At 67.4% G+C, this 22,147-nt stretch carries 16 protein-coding genes; 4 read left to right on the top strand and 12 right to left on the bottom strand.

The window, feature by feature from the left end:
- Positions 1 to 37: 37 nt before the first annotated feature.
- Genes H7F35_RS17760 through H7F35_RS17775 form a run of 3 tightly spaced genes read right to left on the bottom strand, consistent with a single transcriptional unit; the run spans position 38 to position 4,318 of the window.
- Positions 38 to 2,182 carry a tripartite tricarboxylate transporter substrate-binding protein gene (locus tag H7F35_RS17760; RefSeq protein WP_187107933.1) on the bottom strand — a complete coding sequence of 715 codons (2,145 nt, stop codon included), beginning with the start codon at positions 2,180 to 2,182 and terminating at the stop codon, positions 38 to 40.
- Positions 2,179 to 3,396, bottom strand: a complete 1,218-nt coding sequence (locus H7F35_RS35060) for a GNAT family N-acetyltransferase (protein ID WP_315970457.1) — start codon at positions 3,394 to 3,396, stop codon at positions 2,179 to 2,181. Before H7F35_RS35060 ends, H7F35_RS17760 begins: the two co-directional genes overlap by 4 nt.
- A gap of 22 nt (positions 3,397 to 3,418) precedes the next feature.
- Complete coding sequence (locus H7F35_RS17775) at positions 3,419 to 4,318, bottom strand: DapH/DapD/GlmU-related protein (protein WP_187107934.1); 900 nt, start codon at positions 4,316 to 4,318, stop codon at positions 3,419 to 3,421.
- Between the two features lie 118 nt (positions 4,319 to 4,436).
- Here H7F35_RS17775 and H7F35_RS17780 point away from each other — a divergent pair, with 118 nt between their 5' ends.
- A complete protein-coding gene (locus tag H7F35_RS17780) occupies positions 4,437 to 5,690 on the top strand; it encodes an MFS transporter (protein WP_187107935.1) in 1,254 nt (417 codons plus the stop codon).
- A 20-nt stretch (positions 5,691 to 5,710) separates the two neighbouring features.
- On the opposite strand, the gene H7F35_RS17785 is transcribed toward H7F35_RS17780, so the two are convergent.
- Positions 5,711 to 7,129 (bottom strand): PLP-dependent aminotransferase family protein, encoded by a 1,419-nt coding sequence (locus H7F35_RS17785; RefSeq protein WP_187107936.1) that lies wholly within the window; start codon positions 7,127 to 7,129, stop codon positions 5,711 to 5,713.
- 99 nt (positions 7,130 to 7,228) lie between these two features.
- Here H7F35_RS17785 and H7F35_RS17790 point away from each other — a divergent pair, with 99 nt between their 5' ends.
- From H7F35_RS17790 to H7F35_RS17800, 3 genes are read left to right on the top strand one after another with little or no spacing between them, the layout of a single operon-like run.
- The gene (locus tag H7F35_RS17790; RefSeq protein ID WP_187107937.1) at positions 7,229 to 7,417 is read left to right on the top strand and encodes a DUF2970 domain-containing protein; all 189 of its coding nucleotides are present in this window, start codon (positions 7,229 to 7,231) and stop codon (positions 7,415 to 7,417) included.
- Positions 7,414 to 8,121 carry a c-type cytochrome gene (locus tag H7F35_RS17795; protein ID WP_187107938.1) on the top strand — a complete coding sequence of 236 codons (708 nt, stop codon included), beginning with the start codon at positions 7,414 to 7,416 and terminating at the stop codon, positions 8,119 to 8,121. The genes H7F35_RS17790 and H7F35_RS17795 overlap by 4 nt, the downstream gene beginning before the upstream one ends.
- A gap of 11 nt (positions 8,122 to 8,132) precedes the next feature.
- A complete protein-coding gene (locus H7F35_RS17800) occupies positions 8,133 to 9,419 on the top strand; it encodes a c-type cytochrome (RefSeq protein WP_187107939.1) in 1,287 nt (428 codons plus the stop codon).
- Between the two features lie 40 nt (positions 9,420 to 9,459).
- Here H7F35_RS17800 and H7F35_RS17805 read toward each other — a convergent pair whose 3' ends face one another.
- The 8 genes from H7F35_RS17805 to H7F35_RS17840 all read right to left on the bottom strand — a co-directional run bounded on the left by H7F35_RS17805 (position 9,460) and on the right by H7F35_RS17840 (position 22,094).
- Positions 9,460 to 11,466 (bottom strand): lipoxygenase family protein, encoded by a 2,007-nt coding sequence (locus tag H7F35_RS17805; protein ID WP_187107940.1) that lies wholly within the window; start codon positions 11,464 to 11,466, stop codon positions 9,460 to 9,462.
- 378 nt (positions 11,467 to 11,844) lie between these two features.
- Positions 11,845 to 13,236, bottom strand: coding sequence for an 8-oxoguanine deaminase (locus tag H7F35_RS17810; RefSeq protein WP_187107941.1), 1,392 nt, complete (start codon positions 13,234 to 13,236; stop codon positions 11,845 to 11,847).
- A gap of 20 nt (positions 13,237 to 13,256) precedes the next feature.
- Positions 13,257 to 15,518, bottom strand: a complete 2,262-nt coding sequence (locus H7F35_RS17815; protein WP_187107942.1) for a phosphocholine-specific phospholipase C — start codon at positions 15,516 to 15,518, stop codon at positions 13,257 to 13,259.
- Between the two features lie 26 nt (positions 15,519 to 15,544).
- On the bottom strand, positions 15,545 to 15,724 hold the full coding sequence (locus tag H7F35_RS17820; RefSeq protein WP_187107943.1) for a hypothetical protein: 180 nt from the start codon (positions 15,722 to 15,724) through the stop codon (positions 15,545 to 15,547).
- Between the two features lie 128 nt (positions 15,725 to 15,852).
- Positions 15,853 to 18,270 carry a phosphocholine-specific phospholipase C gene (locus tag H7F35_RS17825; RefSeq protein ID WP_187107944.1) on the bottom strand — a complete coding sequence of 806 codons (2,418 nt, stop codon included), beginning with the start codon at positions 18,268 to 18,270 and terminating at the stop codon, positions 15,853 to 15,855.
- 248 nt (positions 18,271 to 18,518) lie between these two features.
- Positions 18,519 to 19,418, bottom strand: coding sequence for a 5'-nucleotidase (locus H7F35_RS17830; RefSeq protein ID WP_187107945.1), 900 nt, complete (start codon positions 19,416 to 19,418; stop codon positions 18,519 to 18,521).
- Between the two features lie 28 nt (positions 19,419 to 19,446).
- Positions 19,447 to 20,685, bottom strand: coding sequence for a type II secretion system inner membrane protein GspF (gene gspF, locus H7F35_RS17835; protein WP_187107946.1), 1,239 nt, complete (start codon positions 20,683 to 20,685; stop codon positions 19,447 to 19,449).
- Positions 20,686 to 20,702: 17 nt separating this feature from the next.
- Entirely contained in the window at positions 20,703 to 22,094 is a 1,392-nt protein-coding gene (locus H7F35_RS17840) for a GspE/PulE family protein (RefSeq protein ID WP_187107947.1), read from the bottom strand.
- Between the last annotated feature and the right edge of the window lie 53 nt (positions 22,095 to 22,147).

Below are 22,147 nucleotides of genomic sequence, written 5' to 3' on the forward strand. Positions count from 1 at the left end.
TCCGCGCTGTCCGTGTGCTGATCGGCAGGCGGGCTATTCAACGCGGCGGCGATGCCGGTGCCGAGAGTGCGCGTGCCCAGCGTTCGCGCTCTTCGTCTTCCAGCGCCAGCAAGCTCTCTGGCGAACCTCCTCCGCCGACGACCTGAAGGTCCTGCAGCTGCTTTTGCACCTCGGGCTTGGCAAGCACCTGGTCCACGGCTTCCTGCAAGGCGCGATTGGACGCGGCATCCGAATCCGCTGGCGCCCAGAGGCTGAAGCGGTCGTACGCCGCATAGCCGGCCAAGGGCGCGCTGGAAGCCAACGCCGGCCACGTCGCGCCTTCAAAGGTTTGCGGGTGTGCCGCGTCGGCGGTGGTGCCCAGCACGCGCAACTGGCCGCGCTGCACCGCCACCGCGACGCCGTTCACTGGCGCGAACAGCAGGTCCACCGCATGCGCTTTGGTAATGACGTCCGAATCGGGGTACATGCCCTTGAAGACCACGCGCTGCACATCGACGCCGCTCAGCGCGCGGAACTGGCCGAAGGCCAGATGCCCCGTCCAGCCGTCTTCGCCCGTGCCGATGCGCAGGCTGCCGGGGTGGGCTCGCGCGTAGGCAAGCAGGTCGTCGGTGCTGTGGATGCCCAGCGTGTCGGCCTTCGTGCTGTCGATGGCCAGCACCAGCGGCTGTGACGCCAGCAGCGTGACGGGGCGAAGGGAATGCATCAGCGCATCGATCGGCGGACCTTTGTGCACGCCCTCGATGCCGCCGCGCGGCAATCGCAGCGCAGCGAGCAATACCTTCGCGTTGCCGCCCTCTGTCATCAGCCGGCGGTAATCGGCCTCGGTGGCCTTCGGCACATGATCGACCTGCACGTTGCGCCCCAGAAGGTTGGGCAGGTGACTGGCCAGCATCCCGGCGTAGTGGCTGCTGCGGCCACCGGGCGGAAACAGCACGGTGACGTGCAGCGTGGGTTCCGGCACAGGGGCGAGCCATTGCCCCGCGTCGTTCAGCACGCCATAGCGCAGCGCCCACTGTCCGCCGGTGGAGGCGTTGATCACCATGGCTTCGGCCACCCAATGCCGGCCCATGCGCTGGAGTTTCCGGATGATCGGCCGGCTGTCCTGCCACCCGGGCGGTCGCCAGTCCTGCGGGAACGTGCCCGTGACCACGGCATAGCCATGACGGAAAGGGCGCGCCGCCTGGAACTGCGGCGCGATCACCCAGTTGCCCTGTGCGTCCTGGTAGCCCCAGCGGCCGCTGTCGGTGTCCTTGACGGGCTGCGGCGCGGCGTCGGCATTGCTGCCGCGCAGCCGTTGCCAGCGGCACATGCGCGGCGTGCTGGCGTTGAGTTGGCGATCCTGCCCGGCGGCTGTGCACAGGCGGATGCGGCGCTGGGCCGTCGCGTCGGGCAGCTCGCTGAAGATGAACGGGATCACCGCGCGTCCCTGTGCGTCGACAAGGCCCGTGGCGGTGGAGCCGGGTGGAATCGGCTGTTGCCTGTCGCGCATCCATTGCGCGGTTGCGAGGTCGCGTTGCGGCAGCGGCGTGCGCCACTGTCCTTGTGCGTCGCGCAAGCCGGGCTGCCCGGCCACCGTGTCCACCCGCAGGTCGGATGCGGCCTGCGCGGAGTCGCCGGGCATCGGGTAGGAGAGGGCAGTGGGCGTATCGAGGGACGTCGTGTCCTTGCCATCGCAGCTCACGGGCGGCACGGCCCACCGGCCTTGCGCATCGATGCGCCCGTAGGCCACGGTGGTCCGTTGTCCGCCCTCGGGCTTTCGTTCGACCAGCCACACCTTGAGCGTGGGCTGGAGTGCGGTGTTGATGCCGATCCTTTCCAGCCACACGGCTTGCCAGCGGCCGCCGCAGAAGCTGCGGGCAGCAGGTGAAAGGAAAAGGGCGTGCCCGTCGAGGGTGTCGAACAGCGCGGGTGCTCGCTCGCTGCGCTCGTTGTCCTGGCCGGGATTCAGGCTCAACCAGCGCGACCGCGCCATTAGATCGGGGTCGATGCCGATGGTGAAAACGAAGATGTCTTCCCACGGCGGCGCTTGTGCAGCCACCGGCCGCAAGTGCCACGCAGGTTGCATCGGCAACGCGCGCTCGGGGTTGCTGTGCAGCTCTTGGTAACTCGGTGGCGCTGCGTGGGCCGAAGAGAGGGCCGTGCCGAGCCACAACAGGCTTGCGAAAACATGCAGGCGCTTCATCGGGTGGCGTTCTCCTTTTCCATCCAGTCCACGAAGGCCCGCAGGCGATGGCCGAATGCTTCGCCCGAAGCCGTGGGGCTTCGGGCGTGAGACAGGAAGAAGTCGATCTGCGGCTTTACCGACGGGTGGCGCTGCAGGAGCTGCCAGGCATGGTCTTCCAGGGTCTGGGGCCAGGTGCTGTCCTCGTCTGTGCGAAGAATGTTCGTTGCGCGTATCAGTTTGCGGGAGGCTTCTTTCTGCAAGCGCTGCAATTCGATGGGATCGTTCGCCTGATCGATGCGCTGCGCGTAGCTCCGCAGTACCACCCCGAAGTCGCCATTGACTGCAAGGGCGATGTCGCGCGAGGGCTTGAATCGCTCGAAGTGCGCCGCCAGGTCGTTGCCCCATATGCAGCGGCAGTGGTGCTTGAGCCAGTATCCCCAGCTGTACAGGTTCTTGGGCGCGAGTGCCTCGGCGCGGCTGCCGATGTCGAAATCGATCTTCACGACTTCGCTGTGCCGCACCTCCAGCGCCTTGCGCACGGCTTCCACTGTCGCGCTGTCCTGCGCAGACAGCGGATCGCGAAACACGAGGGTCAGGTCGAGATCCGAAGAACCTGCCTCGGCGGTTCCCCTCGCGACGCTGCCATACAGGTAGATGCCGTCCAGCAGCGGCCCCACTTCGGACACGAGCGTGGCGCGGACATCGTGAACGAGCGCTTCGAATTCGGGTTGAAGCGGTCCGCTCGGCGCGGCCGGGATGAAACTGTCCACTGTGCGTTCCTGGGAAGGCCGGTACTCCAGCACCTCGTCTCCCGCCGCATCGATCTCGCCCGTGGGCTTCCAGCCCAGCCGCCTGTAGAACCCATGCGACCGGACCTTCGGATCGGACGAGCAGCCGAGAAAAAGTCGCTTGAAACCCAGCGCCTTGAATTCTTCAACCATCAGGCTCAGAAGCGCCTTGCCGATGCCTTGGCCTTCGCAGGCCGGCAGCAGTGCAAGCACAGCGATCTCGCCGGTCTCGCGATCACCGAAGCAATAGCCGGCCAACTCGCCATCGACCAGACACACGTAGCCGGGCAGGGATTCGTCGGCGATGGCGGACTGCCAGCTCTCCAGCGTGATGCCGATGGCTTTCAGTTCTTCGACCGAGAAGGCGTTCTCCCGTGTCTTGCCTCTCAGGTCGAGGCACCCGGGCGTGTCTTCAGGGACTGCTTTTCTGTAGACGACGTTCATGCGTTGTGTTTTGCCGCGTGCCTCAGTCGTTGCTGTGCAGCGTCGTGTTCAAGCCACCCCAGCGTTGCGCATTGGTTTCCAGCACTTCGACAGCCCCGCTCTGGCTGTTCCTTCGATACAGGAGCCCTGACTTGCCCGACAGCGTTCGGGCAGCCACCACGCTGCCATCCGGCAGCTTGACCTTGGTGCCCGCGGTCACGTACAGGCCCGCCTCGACGATGCATTCGTCGCCCAGCGAAATGCCGATGCCCGCGTTGGCGCCCAGCAGGCTGCGCTCGCCGATGGCGTTCTTCGTCTTGCCGCCGCCGGAGAGCGTGCCCATGATGGACGCGCCCGCGCCGATGTCCGAGTTCTTGCCGACGGTCACGCCCGGCGTGATGCGCCCCTCGACCATCGACTCGCCCAGCGTGCCTGCATTGAAGTTCACGAAGCCCTCGTGCATGACGGTGGTGCCCGGCGAGAGATGCGCACCCAGCCGCACGCGGTCGGCGTCGGCAATGCGCACGCCGGTCGGCACGACGTAGTCGCTCATGCGGGGGAACTTGTCGATCGAAGGCACCGTGAGGTGGTGGTATTCGGACGCGACAAGGTGCCGCAGTTCATCGACCTTCGATGGCAGCACCGGGCCTGCCGAAGTCCATGCCACGTTCTGCAGCAGGCCGAACAGGCCTTCGAGGTTGATCTCGTTCGGCCGCACCGCCAGTTCGGACAGAAGGTGCAGGCGCAGGTAGGCATCTTCGGTCGACAGCGGCGGCGCATCGAGCGATTCGATGCGCACTTCGACCGTGTCGCCCGCGATCAGTCCGACCTTCTCGGCAAGGCAGCGCCGGTGGTTGAAGGTGGCGTGCGTGGGGAACCAGACGTCGAGAGTCTTGCCCGTCTCGACGTCGCGGTAGCGATGGCCGGTGCGCTGGAGGGTCATGGAAGTTCTGCTTCGGTGATGTGGCGTGCTGGAAAGAAGGCCGGCAGCAGGCCGGCGGCGGTCTTCCGCGAGAATGCCACACGACATGCGCCGGCCATTCCCGGCGCGGAGAAAAACAGTGACAACACACGAGACAACCGCCCACCAGGCGGATTCGCGCTACGCCATGGTTCGCCTGGCCCTCACGCTGCTGATCATGACGGTCGGCAGCAGCGGCATGTATGTGGTGTCGGTGATGCTGCCCGCCGTGCAGGCCGAGTTCGGCATCGCGCGCGCCGACGCTTCGCTGCCCTACACGCTGCTGATGCTGGGCTTCGGTTTCGGCGGCGTGCTGATGGGCAAGCTGGCCGACCGCGTCGGCGTGATGTGGCCGCTGCTGTTCGGCTCGGTGTTCCTGGGTGCGGGGTACATCGCCACCGGCATGTCCGGCGGCATCGTGTCGTTCACCATTGCGCAGGCGCTGCTGGTCGGGCTGCTCGGCAGTTCGGTGGCCTTCGCGCCGCTGGTGGCCGACACCTCGCTGTGGTTCGTCAAGCGGCGCGGCATCGCGGTGGCGGTGTGCGCGAGCGGCAACTACCTTGCGGGCGCGATATGGCCGCCGATTGCGCAGCACTTCGTCGAGACGGTGGGCTGGCGCCAGACCTACATCGGCATGGGCATCTTCTGCGGGATCACGATGGCGCTGCTGGCCCTTTGCTTCAGGGCACGGCCACCGGCACTCGCCCAGGCGCCGGTGAAAGCCAACGCATCGAGCACCGCCCTGCCGCGCGACTTGACGCGTCCCTTCGGCCTGAGCATGGGCACGGCGCAAGGCCTGCTGTGCGTGGCGGGCGTGGCCTGCTGCGTGGCGATGGCGATGCCGCAGGTGCACATCGTGGCCTACTGCGGCGACCTGGGCTACGGGCCGGCGCAGGGCGCGATGATGCTGTCGCTGATGCTGGGCTTCGGCATCGTGAGCCGGCTGGTGTCAGGCGTGATCTGCGACCGCATCGGTGGCTTGCGCACGCTGATGCTGGGCGGCGTGCTGCAGTGCGTGGCGCTGCTGCTGTTCCTGCCCTTCGACGGGCTGGTGCCGCTGTATGTGATCTCGGCGCTGTTCGGGCTGTTCCAGGGCGGCATCGTGCCGTCGTACGCGATCATCGTGCGCGAGCATTTCCCGCCGGCGGAAGCGGGTGCGCGGGTGGGCACGGTGCTGATGTTCACGCTGTTCGGCATGGCGCTGGGCGGCTGGATGTCGGGCAAGGTCTTCGACCTGACCGGCAGCTACCACGCGGCCTTCCTGAACGGCATCGGCTGGAACCTGGTGAACGTGAGCATCGCGGCCTTCCTGCTGTTCAGGCTGCGCCGGGGCCGCGCGCTCGCGATGGCCTGAAGAAGCGCGCCGGACTTTTTTCAGACGGCTTCTGCAACCAGCCGGCCGAGGGTCTGCATCGCCTGCTCGCTCTGCGTGTCCCATGCGTGGCCATAGTTCAGCCGCAGGCAGTTGGTGAAGGCGCGCGTGGCCGAGAAGATCGGACCGGGCGCGACGCTGATGCCCAGTTCCAGCGCTTTGCGGTGAATGTCGAGCGCATTCACATGCGCCGGCAGCTCGACCCACAGGAAGTACCCGCCCAGCGGCCGTGTCGCGCGCGTGCCCGCCGGAAAGTAATGCCCCACCGCCTGCGCGAAGGTGGCCTGCTGCATCGCCAGGGTCTGGCGCAGCTTGCGCAGGTGCTTGTCGAGTCCACCTTTTTCCAGATAGCTGGCGAGCGCGAGTTGCGCCGGCGCCGAAGTGCTGAGAGTGGTCGTGAGCTTCTGCCGCGCCACCTTGCGCGCGAAGCGCCCGGCCGATGTCCAGCCGATGCGGTAGCCCGGCGCCAGGCACTTCGAGAAAGAGGCGCAATGCAGCACCAGTCCCTGCGTGTCGAAGGCCTTGGCCGGGGGGGGCCGCCGGTCGCCGAAGTAAAGCTCGGCGTACACGTCGTCTTCGATCAGCGGCAGTTCATGCCGCGCCAGCAGTTCGACCAGCGCCTTCTTCTTCGCATCGGGCATCAGGCTGCCGAGCGGGTTCTGGAACGTCGTCATGAGCCAGCAGGCGCGCGGCTTGTGGGCCGCGATGGCCAGTTCCAGCGCGGCAAGGTCGATGCCTTCGCCCGGGTGCGTCGGCACCTCGATGGCCTGCAGGCCCATGCGCTCCAGCGCCTGCAACGCGGCGTAGAAGGTGGGCGACTCGACGATCACCGCATCACCCGGCCGCGTGACCGCCGACAGGCACAGGTTGAGCGCCTCCAGCGCGCCATTGGTGATGACGATCTCATCGGCCGGCACCGGCATGCCGTCGGCCAGGTAGCGCAGCGCGATCTGGCGCCGCAGCGCCGCGCTGCCGGGCGTGAGGTCGTCCACCGTGCTCCACGGGTCGAGCGACTTGGCACTGGCGGCCATGAACTGCCCGAGCCGCGCGAGCGGAAACAGCAGCGGGCTCGGAAAGGCCGAGCCGAAGGGCACCACCTTGCGCGACATGCTGGCTTCGAGGATGTCGAACACTTGGTCGCTCACGTCGAGCGACATGGGGCCGTCGGCGGGGCGGGAGGTGAGGGTCGATTCGGGCGGTGCGTCGCGCAGGCCGCCGCCGGCGACGTAATAGCCCGAGCGGTCGCGTGCGCGCACCAGCCCGCGCGCTTCCAGCAGGTAATAGGCCTGGAACACGGTGGATGCGCTCACGCCCCGGCTCTGGCCGGTGTGCCGTACCGAGGGCAGGCGGTCGCCGGTCTTCAGGGTGCCGTTGCGGATCGAGGCCTCGATGTCGGCGGCCAGGGCTTCGTAACGCTTCATCGCGGGGTCGTGGTCATTCGCAGGGACTTTATCTGCACCGGTGAATCGAGGTGGATCTGCATCTGTTTTTTCTGGCCCGCCTGGGCGACACTTGACCCCATGTCGAATCTCATGCGCGCGGTGCGCGCCGTCCTCTGGAGTTTCATCGGGCTCGGTGGCCGTCGCGCCGACGCCGATAAGCGAACCGCGCAGGTCGGCATCCTGCCGCTGATCGGTGTGGCGTTCGTCGTGGTGCTGCTGGTGATCGCGGGCCTGCTGGGCCTGGCGCACTTCGCAGCCGGCACATGAGGATGCGCCTTCGGTTCGCCGCGACCGCGCTGCTGCTTTTCGTGTCCGGCATGGTCAGTGCTGCAACGCCAGCGACGGTGCCCGACACCATCGAACAGCGCGTGGCCGCCTGCATCGCCTGCCACGGCCGCGAAGGCGCGACCACCAATGCCGGCTACTTTCCGCGCCTGGCGGGCAAGCCGGCCGGCTACCTGTTCAACCAGCTCGTGAGCTTCAGAGACGGCCGGCGCTTCAACAGCGACATGACCTACATGGTGCAGCACCTCTCGGACGACTACCTGCGCGAGATGGCCGAGTACTTCGCCGGGCTCGACCTGCCCTATCCACCGATCTCGCCGCTGAGCGACGCCAAGCCCGAAGTGCTCGAGCGCGGCCGTGTGCTCGCCTTGCAAGGCGATGCGGAGCGCCGGCTGCCGGCCTGCGTGCAGTGCCACGGCGCGGCCCTGACGGGCGTGCAGCCCGCCACGCCGGGCCTGCTGGGCCTGCCGCGCCTCTACCTGGCGTCGCAGCTCGGTGCCTGGCTCACCAACGAGCGGCATGCGATCGCGCCCGACTGCATGGCCGAAGTCGGCCGCCGCATGTGGACTTCGGACGTGAATGCCGTGACGAGCTGGTTGGCAACGCAACCGATGCCGGCCAACGCGAAGGCCGTGGCGTCGCTGCCGGCACCGATGCCGATTGCCTGCGGCGGGACCTCGAAGTGACGAAAGCCCCCATGAGTTTGCTGCGACGCACCGGTTGGGTGGCGCTGGTGCTGGTCGTGCTGGCGGCGCTGGTCGCCGGCGTCCTGGTGATGATGAACCTGCGCGGCGAAGATGCCCTGCCCGAGCAGGCCGAAAGCTTCAACGCCACGCCCCAACTGGTCGAGCGCGGCCGATACCTCGCGCTGGCCGGCAACTGCGCGGGCTGCCACACCACGCGCGGCGGCCGGCCCTATGCGGGCGGCCTGCCCATCGAAACCCCCTTCGGCACCATCTATTCGAGCAACCTGACGCCCGATGCGCAGACCGGCATCGGCGGCTGGAGCAGCGCGCATTTCTGGCGCGCGATGCACAACGGCCGCAGCAAGGACGGGCGCCTGCTGTACCCGGCCTTTCCGTATCCGAACTTCACCAAGGTGACGCGCGAGGATTCGGACGCGATCTACGCCTACCTGCGCAGCCTGGAGCCCGCAACGGAACAGAACCGCGAGCACCGGCTGCGCTTTCCGTACGACACGCAGGCCGCGCTGGCCGTGTGGCGCGCGCTCTCGTTCAAGCCCGAGGCCTTCGTCGCCAACGCGGGCAAGCCGGCCGAGTGGAATCGCGGTGCCTACCTTGTCGATGGGCTGGGCCATTGCATCGCCTGCCACGGCAGCCGCAATTCGCTGGGCGCCACGGACACCAAGCTCGGCCTCTCGGGCGGCCTGATTGCCGTCGAGAACTGGTATGCCCCGTCGCTCACCGATCCGCATGAGGCGGGCCTGGCCGACTGGCCCGTGGCCGGCGTGGTGTCGCTGCTCAAGAGCGGCGTTGCGCCACGCGGCTCGGTCATGGGGCCGATGGCCGACGTGGTGTTCCGCAGCACGCAGTACCTGAGCGATTCGGACCTGACGGCGATGGCGAGCTACCTGAAGGACCTGCCCGACGCGCTGAAGCCCGAAGCGTCCACCAGCACCAAGGCGCCCATCCGCCGCGATGCCGGCATCATGGCGCGCGGCGCGAAGATCTACGACCAGCGCTGCGCCTACTGCCATGGCGACCAGGGACAGGGCGCTGTTGGCGCCTACCCACCGCTCGCGGGCAACCGCGCGGTGAACATGGCGCGGCCCACCAACCTGATCCAGGTGATCGCCCACGGCGGCTTCCTGCCCTCGACACCGGGCAATCCGCGCCCCTACGGCATGCCGCCGTTCGGGCAGACGCTCGATGCGGAAGAGGTGGCCTCGGTGCTCACCTACATCCGCGGTTCGTGGGGCAACAACAGCGCGCCGGTCACGCAACTCGACACGATGCGGCGCTGAGCCACCGCACCGGGCTGCTGCTGCGGCCTTCCTTCGTCCGTCAGATGTTGGTGCTCGACGGAATCCGGCTCGGCAGCAAATGCTCGTAAGGCCGCGAGCGCGTGGCGTTGCGCTGGCCGATGGTGTTCTCGATGCCGCCGAGCGCATTGCGAAAACGCTCCAGCGGCCCGCCCGGCCCCGCGATGGCCGGGTCGAGCAGCACCGGCAGGTGGGGAAAGGCGTTGTCCTTGTATTCGCCGAGTGGCCGGTAGTACACGCCGCCCAGGATGTGGAACAGCAATATCTGCTCCTGCGCCGCCAGCCGTGACGGCAGCATCTGCGACCAGCTCGCCTCGCTCTGGCCCGCGTTGCCTGTGGGGGCCGGCGTGCCGCCCGCGCCCGCGCTGAAGGGCGCATAGGTCATCACCGAATACTGCGGGAAGTTCACCGCCGCATGCTGCGCGCTGGTGTTGAAGATGATCGCGGTCAGCACATCGACCAGTTGCGCACGCGTCGTGATGGCGCGAAAGCCCTTGACCTTCCCGGTGGTCGCCAGCTCGGTGGCCCAGGCCTTGAGTTCGTAGTCGCCGGTGACGTCGCCATCGCCGATGTAGTAGGTCGCCACGTAGTCGCCGACCCACTGCGCGATGGCGTTCCACACCAGCAGCGCGTCGTCGCGGTAGGGGTAGTCGGGCAATGCAGTGGCATCGTCCACGCCGCGCGTGCGCAGGTCGTTGGGCAGCATGCTGTCGTAGAAGTCGTAGGCCAGCCGGTCGCGGCCGCACTGTTGCTGCAGCGTCTCGATGGGCGCGGTCAGGATCACGTCGCCCGTGGTCAGCGGCGCCATGATGATCAGCGTTGCGAACTCGTTGATGAACATCGCGCCTTCGAGGTGCGGCGAGAGCAGCCGGCTCAGCGGATGCGCCGTGGCGAACTGCCGCTGCGTGGCCATCGTGAAGGCCTCGGACATCAGGTGCGTGCGGCCCAGGTGCACGAACATCTCGTGGTAGTTGAAGTCCGCCACCTGCACCGTGGTCTTGGCCGACTGCCAGCCCCAGTACGCCTCGGCGTTGGTGGTGTCGTCCACGCGCAGGAAGATCGGATGCAGCGACGGGTCTTGCCCGCACTGGATCGCCACCGGCACCAGCGAGCGCCCGCTCTTCGGCCGCGCGAACAGCGCGACCGGCGCATAGACATAGCTCGTGCCCGTGAGCGGCTTGGTCACCGGGCCGGTCGGCGCCATGTCGCCCAGGCCCACGTAGTCGAGCAGGTAGAGCCGGCCCGATGCCGCCGCATCGGCGAGGCTGTCGTCATTGCCCATGACCTGCCGGTATTGCGCATCGACCAGCGGAAACTTCGTGGGCAGCGAGGTGGCGCGCTGCAGCAGCATCGGGTTCGGGCCGCCGACGCGCATGTACGCGAACAGGTCGTTGTCATGCAGGATCTGCGAGATCGCCGGCTTGTCGATGGTCACGAACAGCGCGTCGTACTGCGCGAGCGTCTTCGGCCCGTTGAGCGCCCCCAGCGGGCCTTGCGACAGCAGGTCGTGATGGATCTGCTTGAGCTGCGTGCCGATGTCGCCCACGCTGCTCGTAAGCGTTCCCAGCAGCGCCAGCACCGCGGCCGGCAGCGTGAGCAGGCCGGCATTCTGCGAGGCCAGTTGGTCGAAGCTGGCCTGCAGCCCGGCGATGCGCGTGCGCAGGTTGTCGAGCGTCTGCAGATTGTTTGACGCCAGCGTGCCCGTGGCGAACGAGGCCGCGAAATTGATCACCGCCTCGACCGCCTTCGCCACCGTCTTCAGCTGGTGTTCGACCGCTGGAAGCTCGCCCAGCGGCACCACCGCGCCCATCGGCACGCCGGCAAGGTTGATGTGCGATTCGGTCCAGAGGTAGGTGGCCTGCCGCCCCACCAGTTCGAGCCGCCGCAGCGTGGCGCTGATCGGATCGATCTTCTGCGGCAGCGTGGGCTTGAGCACCGGCAAGGCCGCCGACGCGGTCGAAGGTTTGCCGGCCAGCAGGCCCAGGCCGCCCGCCGAGGCGGACCATTTGAGGATGTCTCTGCGCTTCATCGAAGGGGTCCCTGTTGTTGTGGGTGTGGGGGAGCCGAAGAGGGGGGGATGGATTCGGCCCACTAAATCGAACGACCGTTCTATTCAGTGGGCGGATTCTGCGGAGGTGCTCTGGCGTTGGCAATGAGGGTTGGTGCCTAGCGCGAAGGTAATCACTTGAGGATGCTCAGGGGCGTGCGAACGGCGCAGGGTCCGTTCCAGCCGGCGCCACGACCTACCTGCTGGTTTCGCGAGACAGCGGGCAAATCGTGTTCGATGACAAGGAGAGGCCCGATTGGGAAATCCGCAGCTCTTGGGTCAGGGACGTTTGCAGGCGCGCAGGGTCCGGTTCCTGAGCGCTATTGTCTTGCCTGTGCCCAGGGGGCGTAGAACAGGCTCTCAGGCGCTGTGTGGATGCCGTGCGCTCTCGTAGAGAGTGCGCGCGAGGGTGCGATGCCTTGCAAGCAGCGGGGCGAGTTCAAGCCCGGTGAAGCGCCCATCGCGAATCTTCACGAGGCCATTGACCACGCTCAGTGAGGCGGCTCCCGGCGTACAGAACACCAACGCCGCCACCAGGTCATGCCCCGCGCCCGCATGCGCCACCCCGCGCATGTCGAAGGCCACGACGTCGGCCGACATGCCCGGTGCCAGCGCCCCGATGTCGTCGCGCCCCAGCACGCGCGCGCCGCCGAGCGTGGCGATCTCCAGCGCCTCGCGCGCCGTCATCGCGGCCGGCCCGTAGCCCACGCGCTGCAGCAGCATGGCCTGCCGCGCTTCGCCCAGCATGTGCGCACCGTCGTTCGATGCGCTGCCGTCCACGCCCAGCCCCACGGGCACGCCCGCGCGCCGCATCGCGCCGATGGGTGCGATGCCCGAGGCGAGCCGCATGTTGGAGCAGGGGCAGTGCGCCACGCCGGTGCCGGTGCGGCCGAACAGCGCGATGCCTGCTTCGTCGAGCTTCACGCAGTGCGCGTGCCACACATCGCGGCCGACCCAGCCCAGGTCTTCGGCGTACTCGGCCGGCGTCATGCCGAACTTCTCTCGCGAGTAGGCGACGTCGTTGTCGTTCTCGGCCAGGTGCGTGTGCAGCGACACGCCGCGCTCGCGCGCAAGCTCGGCCGACAGCCGCATCAGGTCGCGCGAGACCGAGAACGGCGAGCAGGGCGCGAGCACGATGCGGCGCATCGAATGGCGCGAGGCGTCGTGCCAGCGGTCGATGAGCCGTTCGCTGTCGCGCAGGATCGCTTCTTCCGTCTCCACCACTTCATCAGGCGGCAGGCCACCGGTGCTGCGGCCCACGCTCATGCTGCCGCGCGCCGCATGAAAGCGCATGCCCATCGCATCGGCCGCCTCGATCGAGTCGTCGAGCTTCGAGCCATTGGGAAAAAGATAGAGGTGGTCGCTGGTGGTGGTGCAGCCCGAGAGCATCAGCTCGGCCATTGCGGTCTGCGTCGACACGCGGATCATCTCGGGCGTGAGGCGCGCCCACAGCAGGTACAGGTTGGTGAGCCAGCTGAACAGCTCGGCGTTCTGCGCCTCGGGCACGGCGCGCGTGAGGCTCTGGTACATGTGGTGGTGCGTGTTGACCAGGCCCGGCATCACGACGTGGCCGTGCATGTCGATGGCTTCGGCGCCGCCGTTGCGCAGCGCATCGAGGTACACGGCGGGCAGCTCGGCCGTGGGTCCCACCCAGGCCATGGCGGGCCCGTCGCACACCACGGCGCCATCGGCGATTTCGCGCCGCGTGGCGTCCATGGTGACCAGAACGTCGGCATGTCGAAGGATCAGCATGCCAGCATTCTTGCCTGCGCTCAGAGGTCCGGCAAGCCCATCGCCGGATCGCTCACCGTGTGCCTGCCTGTTTCCATGCGGCCCGCAAAGCGCCGGTAGTAGGCGGGGTCGGCGTCGCAGGTGACGGCAAAGTCGTACCACTGGCCGCTGTTCGCCAGGTCCCAGTTCTGGTCTGCGGTCGCACCGCCGTTCACCGTTGCGATCCACGGGCCATCGGTGCGGTAGGCCTTGGCCGCGATGGTGAAGGTGCAGGCGTTCTTGCCGTCGTTGCGCATGCGCAGGTGGACCTTGCCGTGGGTGGTGTCGTAGTGCACGCGCACCTCGGGAATGGCCGCAGCGCTTGCCTGCACGCTGCGCAGGCCGCCCTTGAAGTGGCGATGGAAGCCGTTCGGCCCCAGCACCCACAGGTCGTAGGCGCCGGCGTCGTCGGTCATCGCGGCCCAGGTGTCGTCGAGTGTCTTGCCTGCTTCCACCATGTAGCGGCGCGGCAGGCGGTCGAGGTGCAGCTTGTCGTACACATGGAACACGGCGGCGGCCTTGCCGGTGTTGGCGAACAGCAACTGCAATGTGCCGCCGGCCGCATCGGCCTTGGCGCTCGCGTGCAACTCGTAGGGCAGCGCGCGCGAAGGCCGTGTGCCGGGGGCTTGCACGGGCAGCTTGCCGTCGGCCGGCGGCGTGACCTGCGGCAGTGGGTCTTGCGCGGCACGCAGTTGGTCAGCCTCGGCCTTGGTCCTGCTGCCCGCGAGCGGAGGCAGCGCGTCCTGGTTCGGCGTGGCGAAGTTGAAGGCGCTCGTGAGGTCGCCGTTGACCGCGCGGCGAAACGGGCTGATGTTGGTTTCCCTGACGCCGAAGCGCGCTTCGAGAAAGCGCAGCACCGAGGTATGGTCGAAGGTCTGCGAGTTGACCCAGCCGCCGCGGCTCCAGGGCGAGATCACGTACATCGGCACGCGCATGCCGGGGCCGTAGACGTTGCCGTCGGGCTTGGGCTGGGCGGTGGGCACGCCCGGCGGCGGCGGGTGGTTGAAGTACTCGCAGCTCAGGTCTGCGTCGGACATGGTGGTCTTGCCGGCGAAGACTTTCACGCCGGCGTCGGCCGAGGGAATGGGCGAGGGCGCCGAGGCCGAGGGCACGTGATCGAAGTAGCCGTCGTTCTCGTCGAAGTTGACGAACAGCACGGTCTTGCTCCACACCTCGGGCACCGCGGTGAGCGCGTCCAGCGCCTGCTGGATGTACCACGCGCCTTGCACCGGGCTCGAAGGGCTGGGGTGCTCGGAGTACACGTCGGGCGGAATGATCCATGACACCTGCGGCAGCCGGCCGGCCTTCACGTCGGCGCGGAAGGCATCGAAGATCGCGCCCGCGTCGAAGGCGGCCTGGTCGGCCACCGGCAGCGTGTTGGCGGTGCCCTTGTAGAGCGGGTTGCCGGTGTCGTCGCCGGGTGCATAGGCGTGTGCGGTTCCCTGGGCGTCGGTGGAATTCACCGGCTTGGCGGACGCTTCGTTCGCCCTGCGGTATTGCCTGAAGCCCAGCAGCGGATTGCAGCCGTAGTTGTTGGAGATGTTCTGGTAGACGAGCCAACTGACGTTCGCTTCCTGCAGGCGCTCCGCATAGGTCTTCCACTCATAGCCTTCGCTTGAGGGTCCCGTCATCGCCCAGGTGTTGACGTTGTTCACGTAGGCCACGTTGGCGCCCGTGGGGCCGTTGGTGCCGGTCCAGTGGAAAGCGCGGTTGGCGTGCGTGCCGGTGTGCATCGCGCAGTGGTAGGCGTCGCAGATCGTGAAGGCGTTGGCCAGCGCGAACTGGAATGGCAGCTCTGCCTCTGTCAGGTAGCCCATCGACTGCGTGAAGGGCGACGTCTTGCTCACCTTCTTGAAACGCGGCCACTGGTACAGGCGGCCGCCGTCCCAGGCCTTGTGCGAGTCGACCCAGGTGTGCGGCGTGCCGCTCACGCGCTGCGCGTTGCCTTGGGTGGCATCGAGGTGGTAGGGCACCACCTGCCTGCCCGCGTCGTCGAGCTGCTGCCACACGCTCAGGCCGCCGGGCAGGGGAATGGTGATGCGATCGCCGAAGCCGCGCACGCCCTTGAGCGTGCCGAAGTAATGGTCGAAGGCGCGGTTCTCCTGCATCAGGATCACGACATGCTCGACGTCCATGATCGTGCCGGTCTTGTTGTTGGCGGCAATCGCGAGCGCGCGGCGGATGCTCGGCGGAAAGGCCGACAGCGCAAGCGCCGCGGCGCCCGTGGTGGCGGTGCCTGTGAGGAATTGGCGGCGTGAGGGCATGGTCTTACGAAGTCTGCCCCGGGCGTTCAGGGCGCGCAATGCATCTCGGACTTGACGCTGGTGTCGGGTGGTGTCGTGGGCGTGCCCGCGGTGGGCAAGCCGCTGAAGACGCCGACACTGTCGCTGCCGCCACCGCAGGCGGAGAGTGTGCAGGCCATGATGACCAATGCGGCTGCAAGGCATTGGCGAAGGGAGAAGAACCGCATAGAGAGAACCTCCTGATGTTGTGCGTCCCGAGGCTGGAAAGCGCCAGGGACACCGGCATGAACTTGGGGTGACGAGGTGCAAGCGCACATCGCGCGCGCTGCCCCTCGTCATCGATTCCTGTGGTGGGTCAAGTCACGGAGAACGCCACGGGTCCGGCCAGGACACCGTAGCCATCGTTGGCCAGGAACCAGACTTTGTAGGAACCTGCGGCCAGGGTCGTCGTCTTCAGCGTCACCTGGCCGCTGGCACCGGTCGCATATCCATAGATGCTGTACGTGCGATAGCCCGTCTGATCCGGCACGGTGCTGGAAGCCGGAAAGACACCGATCCAATTTTTGGCGCTCACGCTCGCAGCCGAAATGCTGTAGCTGAAATCGATGCTGCTTCCCGCCGCAATGCTGTTCTTCAACGCCGCGAGCGTGGGGGCTGCGGCGGGCGGCATCACGGGCGGCGCCAGGTCCAGCTTCGGGTCAGACTTGCTCGGCTGGCCATTCTCGACATGCCCCGCAAAGCGCCGAAGGAAGTCGTCGCCGGTGTTGGCCGTGATCGACAGGTCGTACCAGCCGTCGCTGGTGCCCAGGTCCCAGTAGTCGTCGAGGCTGGCGCCGGCGCTCAATGTGAAGTTGCGGGGCGCCGCGTTGCCGTAGCCATGGGTCACCGTCACCTGGCAGGGCGTATCGCCCGTGTTCTTGAGCGTCAGCAGGATGTTGCGGCGGGTCACGTCGTAGCAGGCGGCGACTTCCGGGTTGGCATGCCCGGGGGTGGTCGCGGTCGACACATTGCCCTTGAACTGGCGCAGGAAGCCGTTGGCGCCGTAGACGCTGAGATCGTAGATGCCCTGTGTGTAGGCAACGGCGCTCCAGTAATCGGAAAGCTTCTTGCCCGCTTCGACGGTGTACACCCAGGGGCCGTCCGTGCGGTTGCCGGCGTAAACCTGGAACACCGCGGCCACGCTTCCGGTATTGCCGAAGTCGAGCCAATACCGGCCGGTGGCTGCATCGGTTCTGCCATGCGTGAACAGTTCGTAGGGCACTGGGCGAGCGGGTCGCTGGCCGGGTTCCTGCCTTGGCAGCGTCTGAACCGCAGGGACCGTCGATACGAAGCTGCCCGGGTTCGTCGCAGGCGGCACATAGCCGGCGGTGGGCGAGAGTGCCGGAATGACCGGGTCCGGATTGGCGAAATTGAAAGCCGAACTCAGGTCGCCGCAGACTGCGCGGCGCCAGGGCGAGATGTTCGGCTCCTGCACGCCAAACCGGGCTTCGATGAAACGGATGATCGAGGTGTGGTCGAACACCTGGGAGTCGACCCAGCCGCCCTTGGACCAGGGCGAAACCACGAGCATCGGCACGCGCACGCCCAGGCCAAAGGGCTGCCCGTCGGTGTGGTATTCGTTGACGATGCTGACCGTGGATTGGCCCTGGTTCTTCGAAGAGGGTGCGAAAGGCGGCGGCATGTGGTCGAACCAGCCGTCGTTCTCGTCGTAGGTCACGAGCAGCACGGTCTTGCTCCACACGTCTGCATTGGAGGTCAGTGCCTGCAAGACCTGGTCGATGTACCAGGCGCCGCCATTCGACGGCCAATCGGGGTGCTCGGTGTAGGCCTCGGGCGCGGCGATCCACGACACCTTTGGCAAATTGCCGCTGGCGACATCGTTCTTGAGTTGCTCGAAGAGCGACCCCTTGGTGACGGCGATGTTGGTTCCGGTCCGGGCCTTGTCGTGCAGCGGCTCGCCCGGCTTGGCGGCTCGGTATTGCTTGAAGTAAAGCAACGAGTTGTCGCCGTAGTTTCCAATGAACTTGTCTTGGGTCCAGCCCCAGCCTTGTCCGGCGGGAGCCTTGCCACCGAGCCCCAGCCCGATGTCCTGGTAGACCTTCCACGAGATATTTGCCGCCTCGAGCCGCTCGGGATAGGTTGTCCAGCTGTAGTTGCCTGTCTCGCCATTCGAGATGTCGGGCCCGCCGGTGGCGCCGTTGGTGCCGTCGTTGCCGCAGCAGCCGCTGAACATGTAGTACCGGTTGGGGTCGGTGGGGCCCAGCAGCGAGCAGTGGTAGCCATCGCAGATCGTGAAGGCGTCGGCCAGCGCGAAATGAAAGGGAATGTCCTCGCGCGTCATGTAGGCCATCGTTCGGACGCTCTTTGCGGCCACCCAGCCGTCGTATCGGCCCTTGTTCCACGCGTCGTGCCCGTCACCCCAGTTGTGGTTCAGGCCAGAGGTGAACCGCGAGCCGAGATTGCCGGCATCCGGGTGATAGGGCAGCACATAGCCGCCGCCGTTGGGCTGGTACCAGACGGGTTTTCCGTTGGGCAAGGCGACCGGCCGAGGGTCGCCGAAACCGCGCACGCCCTGGAGGGTGCCGAAGTAATGATCGAACGAGCGGTTCTCCTGCATCAGGATCACGATGTGCTCGACGTCCGTGATCGTGCCGGTCTTGTTGTTGGCTGGAATCGCGAGCGCGCGGCGAATGCCGAGCGGGAGCGCCGAGAGCGTGACGGCGGCGGCCGTTGTGCTGGCGGCGCGCTGAAGGAATTTGCGACGGGAGGTCATGGGTGTCTTGTGGTGGTTCTTCATGAGCGGGATCGGCGCGCAGCACATCCTGGGCTCGATGCCCGTGCGAAGGCAGACCCATTGAATGGATGGCGGGGATTCCCGGTGCCGAGCTTCGAGACTAGAAAGCGCGGATGACAGCGGGATGAATCCGCCGGCACAAGATGCCGGCGCGTGTGCAATCCTTGGCGCTATGGAGTGCGTGCAGCGCGTGCAGCGAGGCTGCGCCGCGCGAGGTTCGCACCTTCTCAGGGCTCGTTGCTGATGCCGCTGGACACATGGCCGGCGGGCACATGCAGCGATGCTGCATCGACATGGCCGGTCTGGTCGTCGAAGAAGAAGTCGGGCTCGAACTCGCGCAGGAACTCGCCCTTGGGCAGGCCGCCCAGAAACATCGCCTCGTCGACGCGGATGTTCCACTTCATCAGCGTGCGGATGGCGCGTTCGTGCGCCGGCGCGCTGCGCGCGGTGACGAGCGCGGTGCGAATGCGCATCTGCGCATTGCCGGCCATCTGCAGGCGATGCAGCGCGGCCAGCAGCGGCTTGAACGGGCCTTCGGGCAGCGGCAGGTCGGCCTTGCTCAGTTCATGCGCCTGGAAGGCGTCGAGCCCTTCGGCCTGGAACACGCGCTCGGCCTCATCGGAAAACAGCACCGCGTCGCCGTCGAAGGCAATGCGCACTTCGTTCGGCCAGGCGGCGCTGGCCTTGACCGATTCGACCAGCACCCGCGCGGCCGGAAAGCCCGCGCCGAGCGCTTCGCGCACGTCCTGCTCATTGACCGACAGGAACAGGTGCGCGCGCAGCGGGCGCAGGTAGCCGAAGGGCGGGCGGCCCTGCGTGAACACGCCGCGTTGCAGCTTGATGTCGGCCGCCGCGCTCGACTTGAAGATGCGCATGCCCGATACCGGGTCGTTGCGCGAGAGGATTACCACTTCGACGCGCTGCACGCCGTCGTCGTTGAAGCGCAGCAGCTTGCGGATCAGCGAGGACGCGATGCCGGGCGCGGCCGGCACGTCGATGCGGTCGAGCTGCAGTTGCATGTAGCCCTCGTTGTCGCCGGCCTCGAAGATCTTGTTTTCTTCTTCGAGGTTGAACAGCGCCCGCGAGGAGATCGCGACCACGAGTTTGTCTTCGAGCGTTACCGGCATGGGGCGTCCTGCTTGCTGGCCGTCGTTGTCACTTGACGAACTGGTTGAGCTGGATGATCGGCAGCATCACGGCCAGCACGATCAGCATCACCACGCCGCCCATCGCCACGATCAACAGCGGTTCGAGGATGGTGGCCAGGTGCATCGCGCGGCGCTGCACTTCGGCACCCAGCTGGTTGGCCGCGCGCTGCAGCATCAGCGGCAGCGTGCCGGTCTGCTCGCCCAGGCGCGCGAACATCGAGACCAGGCCCGGAAAGCGTTTCTTCTGCGCCAGTGCCGAGGCCAGCGGCGCGCCTTCGCGCACCAGCACCAGCGCGTCGAGCGCGTCGGCGCGCATTGCGCGGTTGCCCAGCGTTTCAGAGGCGGCCTGCAGCGCGCGCAGGATCGGCACGCCGGCCGTGGCCAGCATGGCGAGCGTGCTCGCGAAGCGCGCCGCGTTGTAGCCGCGCGCGAGCTTGCCGACCAGCGGCAGCTTGAGCCACGCCGCATCGAACTTCAGGCGGAAGGCTTCCTGCGCCAGCGCCACCCGCACACCGATGGCGGCGAGCACGACGCCGCACAGCATCCACCAGCCGTAGCTGCGCACGCCCGCGCTCAGCGACAGCATCACCGTGGTGAGGAAGGGCAGCGAGCGCTTGGTGCCAGCGAATACCTGTGCTACCTGCGGCACCACGTAGCTCACGAGAAAGATCACGATGACGATGGCCACCAGCGTGACGATGGCCGGGTACAGCGCCGCACCGATCAGCTTCTGCTGCAACGCCTGCCGTTCTTCGAGGTCGTCGGCGAGGCGGTCGAGCACCAGCCCGAGGTTGCCGCTCTGTTCGCCGGCGCCGATCACGGCCGTGTAGATGGGCGAGAACTCGCGCGAGTGCGCCGACAGTGCGCGCGCGAAAGGCGAACCCGCATTGACCTCGGAGCGCAGCGAGGCGACGAGGTTGCGCTGCGGCTCGGACTCGGCTTCGTCGGTGAGCGCGGTGAGCGCGCGTTCCAGCGGCAGGCCTGAAGACACGAGGCCCGCGAGCTGCCGCGTCCACACCGCGAGGCCGGTGGAATTGAAGACACGCTTGCCGCCGCCGAGCCATCGGCCGAGGCCGCTGCGCTGGCCGGTGCCATTGATGTGGTCGCTGCCGACCGGCGTGACCGACAGCGGAATCAGCGCTTGCGCGCGCAGCAGGCTGCGGGCACTGCGCGCGGTGTCGGCCTCCAGCACGCCTTCGCGCGACTGGCCGCTGGCATCGATGGCTTCGAAGGAATAGGCGGGCATGGGGAGCGCCTGGTGGCCTAGTCTCGCGTGACGCGAACGAGTTCTGCGCGCGAGGTGATGCCGGCCTGCACCAGCCGTTCGCCGTCTTCGCGCATCAGGCGCAGGCCGCCGCGCGCGCCGGCCTGGAGCAGTTCGCTCTCGGCCGCCTTGCTGTGGATCAGTCCCTGCACGGTTTCGTCGGCCACCAGCAGCTCGAAAATGCCGGTGCGGCCCTGGTAGCCGGTCTGGCCGCAGACATCGCAGCCCTCGCCGGCGCAGGCCGTGCAGACCTTGCGCACGAGGCGCTGAGCGAGCACGCCCAGCAGCGACGAACTCAGCAGGAAGGGCTCGACGCCCATGTCGGTCAGGCGCGTGACGGCGCTGACCGAATCGTTGGTGTGCAGCGTGGCCAGCACGAGGTGGCCGGTCAGCGACGCCTGGATGGCGATCTGTGCGGTCTCGAAATCTCGGATTTCGCCGATCATGATCACGTCCGGGTCTTGCCGCAGGATGGCGCGCAGGGCCTTGGCGAAGGTCAGTTCGATCTTGGCGTTGATCTGCGTCTGGCCCACGCCCGGCAGTTCGTACTCGATGGGGTCTTCCACCGTCATGATGTTGCTGCGGCTCGCATCGAGCCGGGCCAGTGCCGCATACAGCGTGGTGGTCTTGCCCGAACCGGTCGGGCCGGTCACCAGGATGATGCCGTGGGGCTGCGTGATGAGTTTCTCGAAGCGCTGCAGCGTGTCGCCCTGCATGCCGACCGATTCGAGCGTGAGCTTCGACTCGCTCTTGTCCAGCAGGCGCAGGACGGCGCGTTCGCCATGCGCACTGGGCAGCGTGGAGACGCGCACATCGACCGCGCGCGTGCCGATGCGCAAGCTGATGCGCCCGTCCTGCGGCAGCCGTTTCTCGGAGATGTCGAGGTCGGCCATGATCTTCAGGCGCGAGATCAGCGCGGCGTGCAGCGCGCGGTTGGGCTGCACCACTTCGCGCAGCGTGCCGTCGATGCGAAAGCGCACGGACGAGGTGCGCTCGTAAGGCTCGATGTGGATGTCACTGGCGCCGTCGCGCGCGGCCTGCGTGAGCAGCGCGTTCAGCATGCGGATGATGGGCGCGTCGCCCGCGCTGGCCAGCAGGTCTTCGACCGCCGGCAGCTCCTGCATCATGCGCGAGAGGTCGGCGTCGTTCTGCACTTCGCTCACCACCGCGGCGGCGCTCGATTCGCCCTGCGCATAGGCCGCGCTGATGCGCTGCGCCAGCGCGCCGCCGGCCAGCACCTCGAAGGCCTGCACGCCGTACTTGCGCGACACCTCGCCGACCGCGCTGCGTGCGGGGTGGGCCGACATCCACAGCGTGTAGCGGCCGTTGTCGGCCTCCTCCAGCAGCAATTGCTGGCTGCGAGCGAAGGCATAGGGCAGGGGATAGCGCATGGGCAGGGTCAGCGGGGCGTGTGCGTGGGTGGCGTTGAGGCAGAGGATAGAGG

The sequence above is a fragment of the Variovorax sp. PAMC26660 genome (assembly GCF_014302995.1).
In the GTDB taxonomy this organism is placed as follows: Bacteria; Pseudomonadota; Gammaproteobacteria; order Burkholderiales; family Burkholderiaceae_C; genus Variovorax.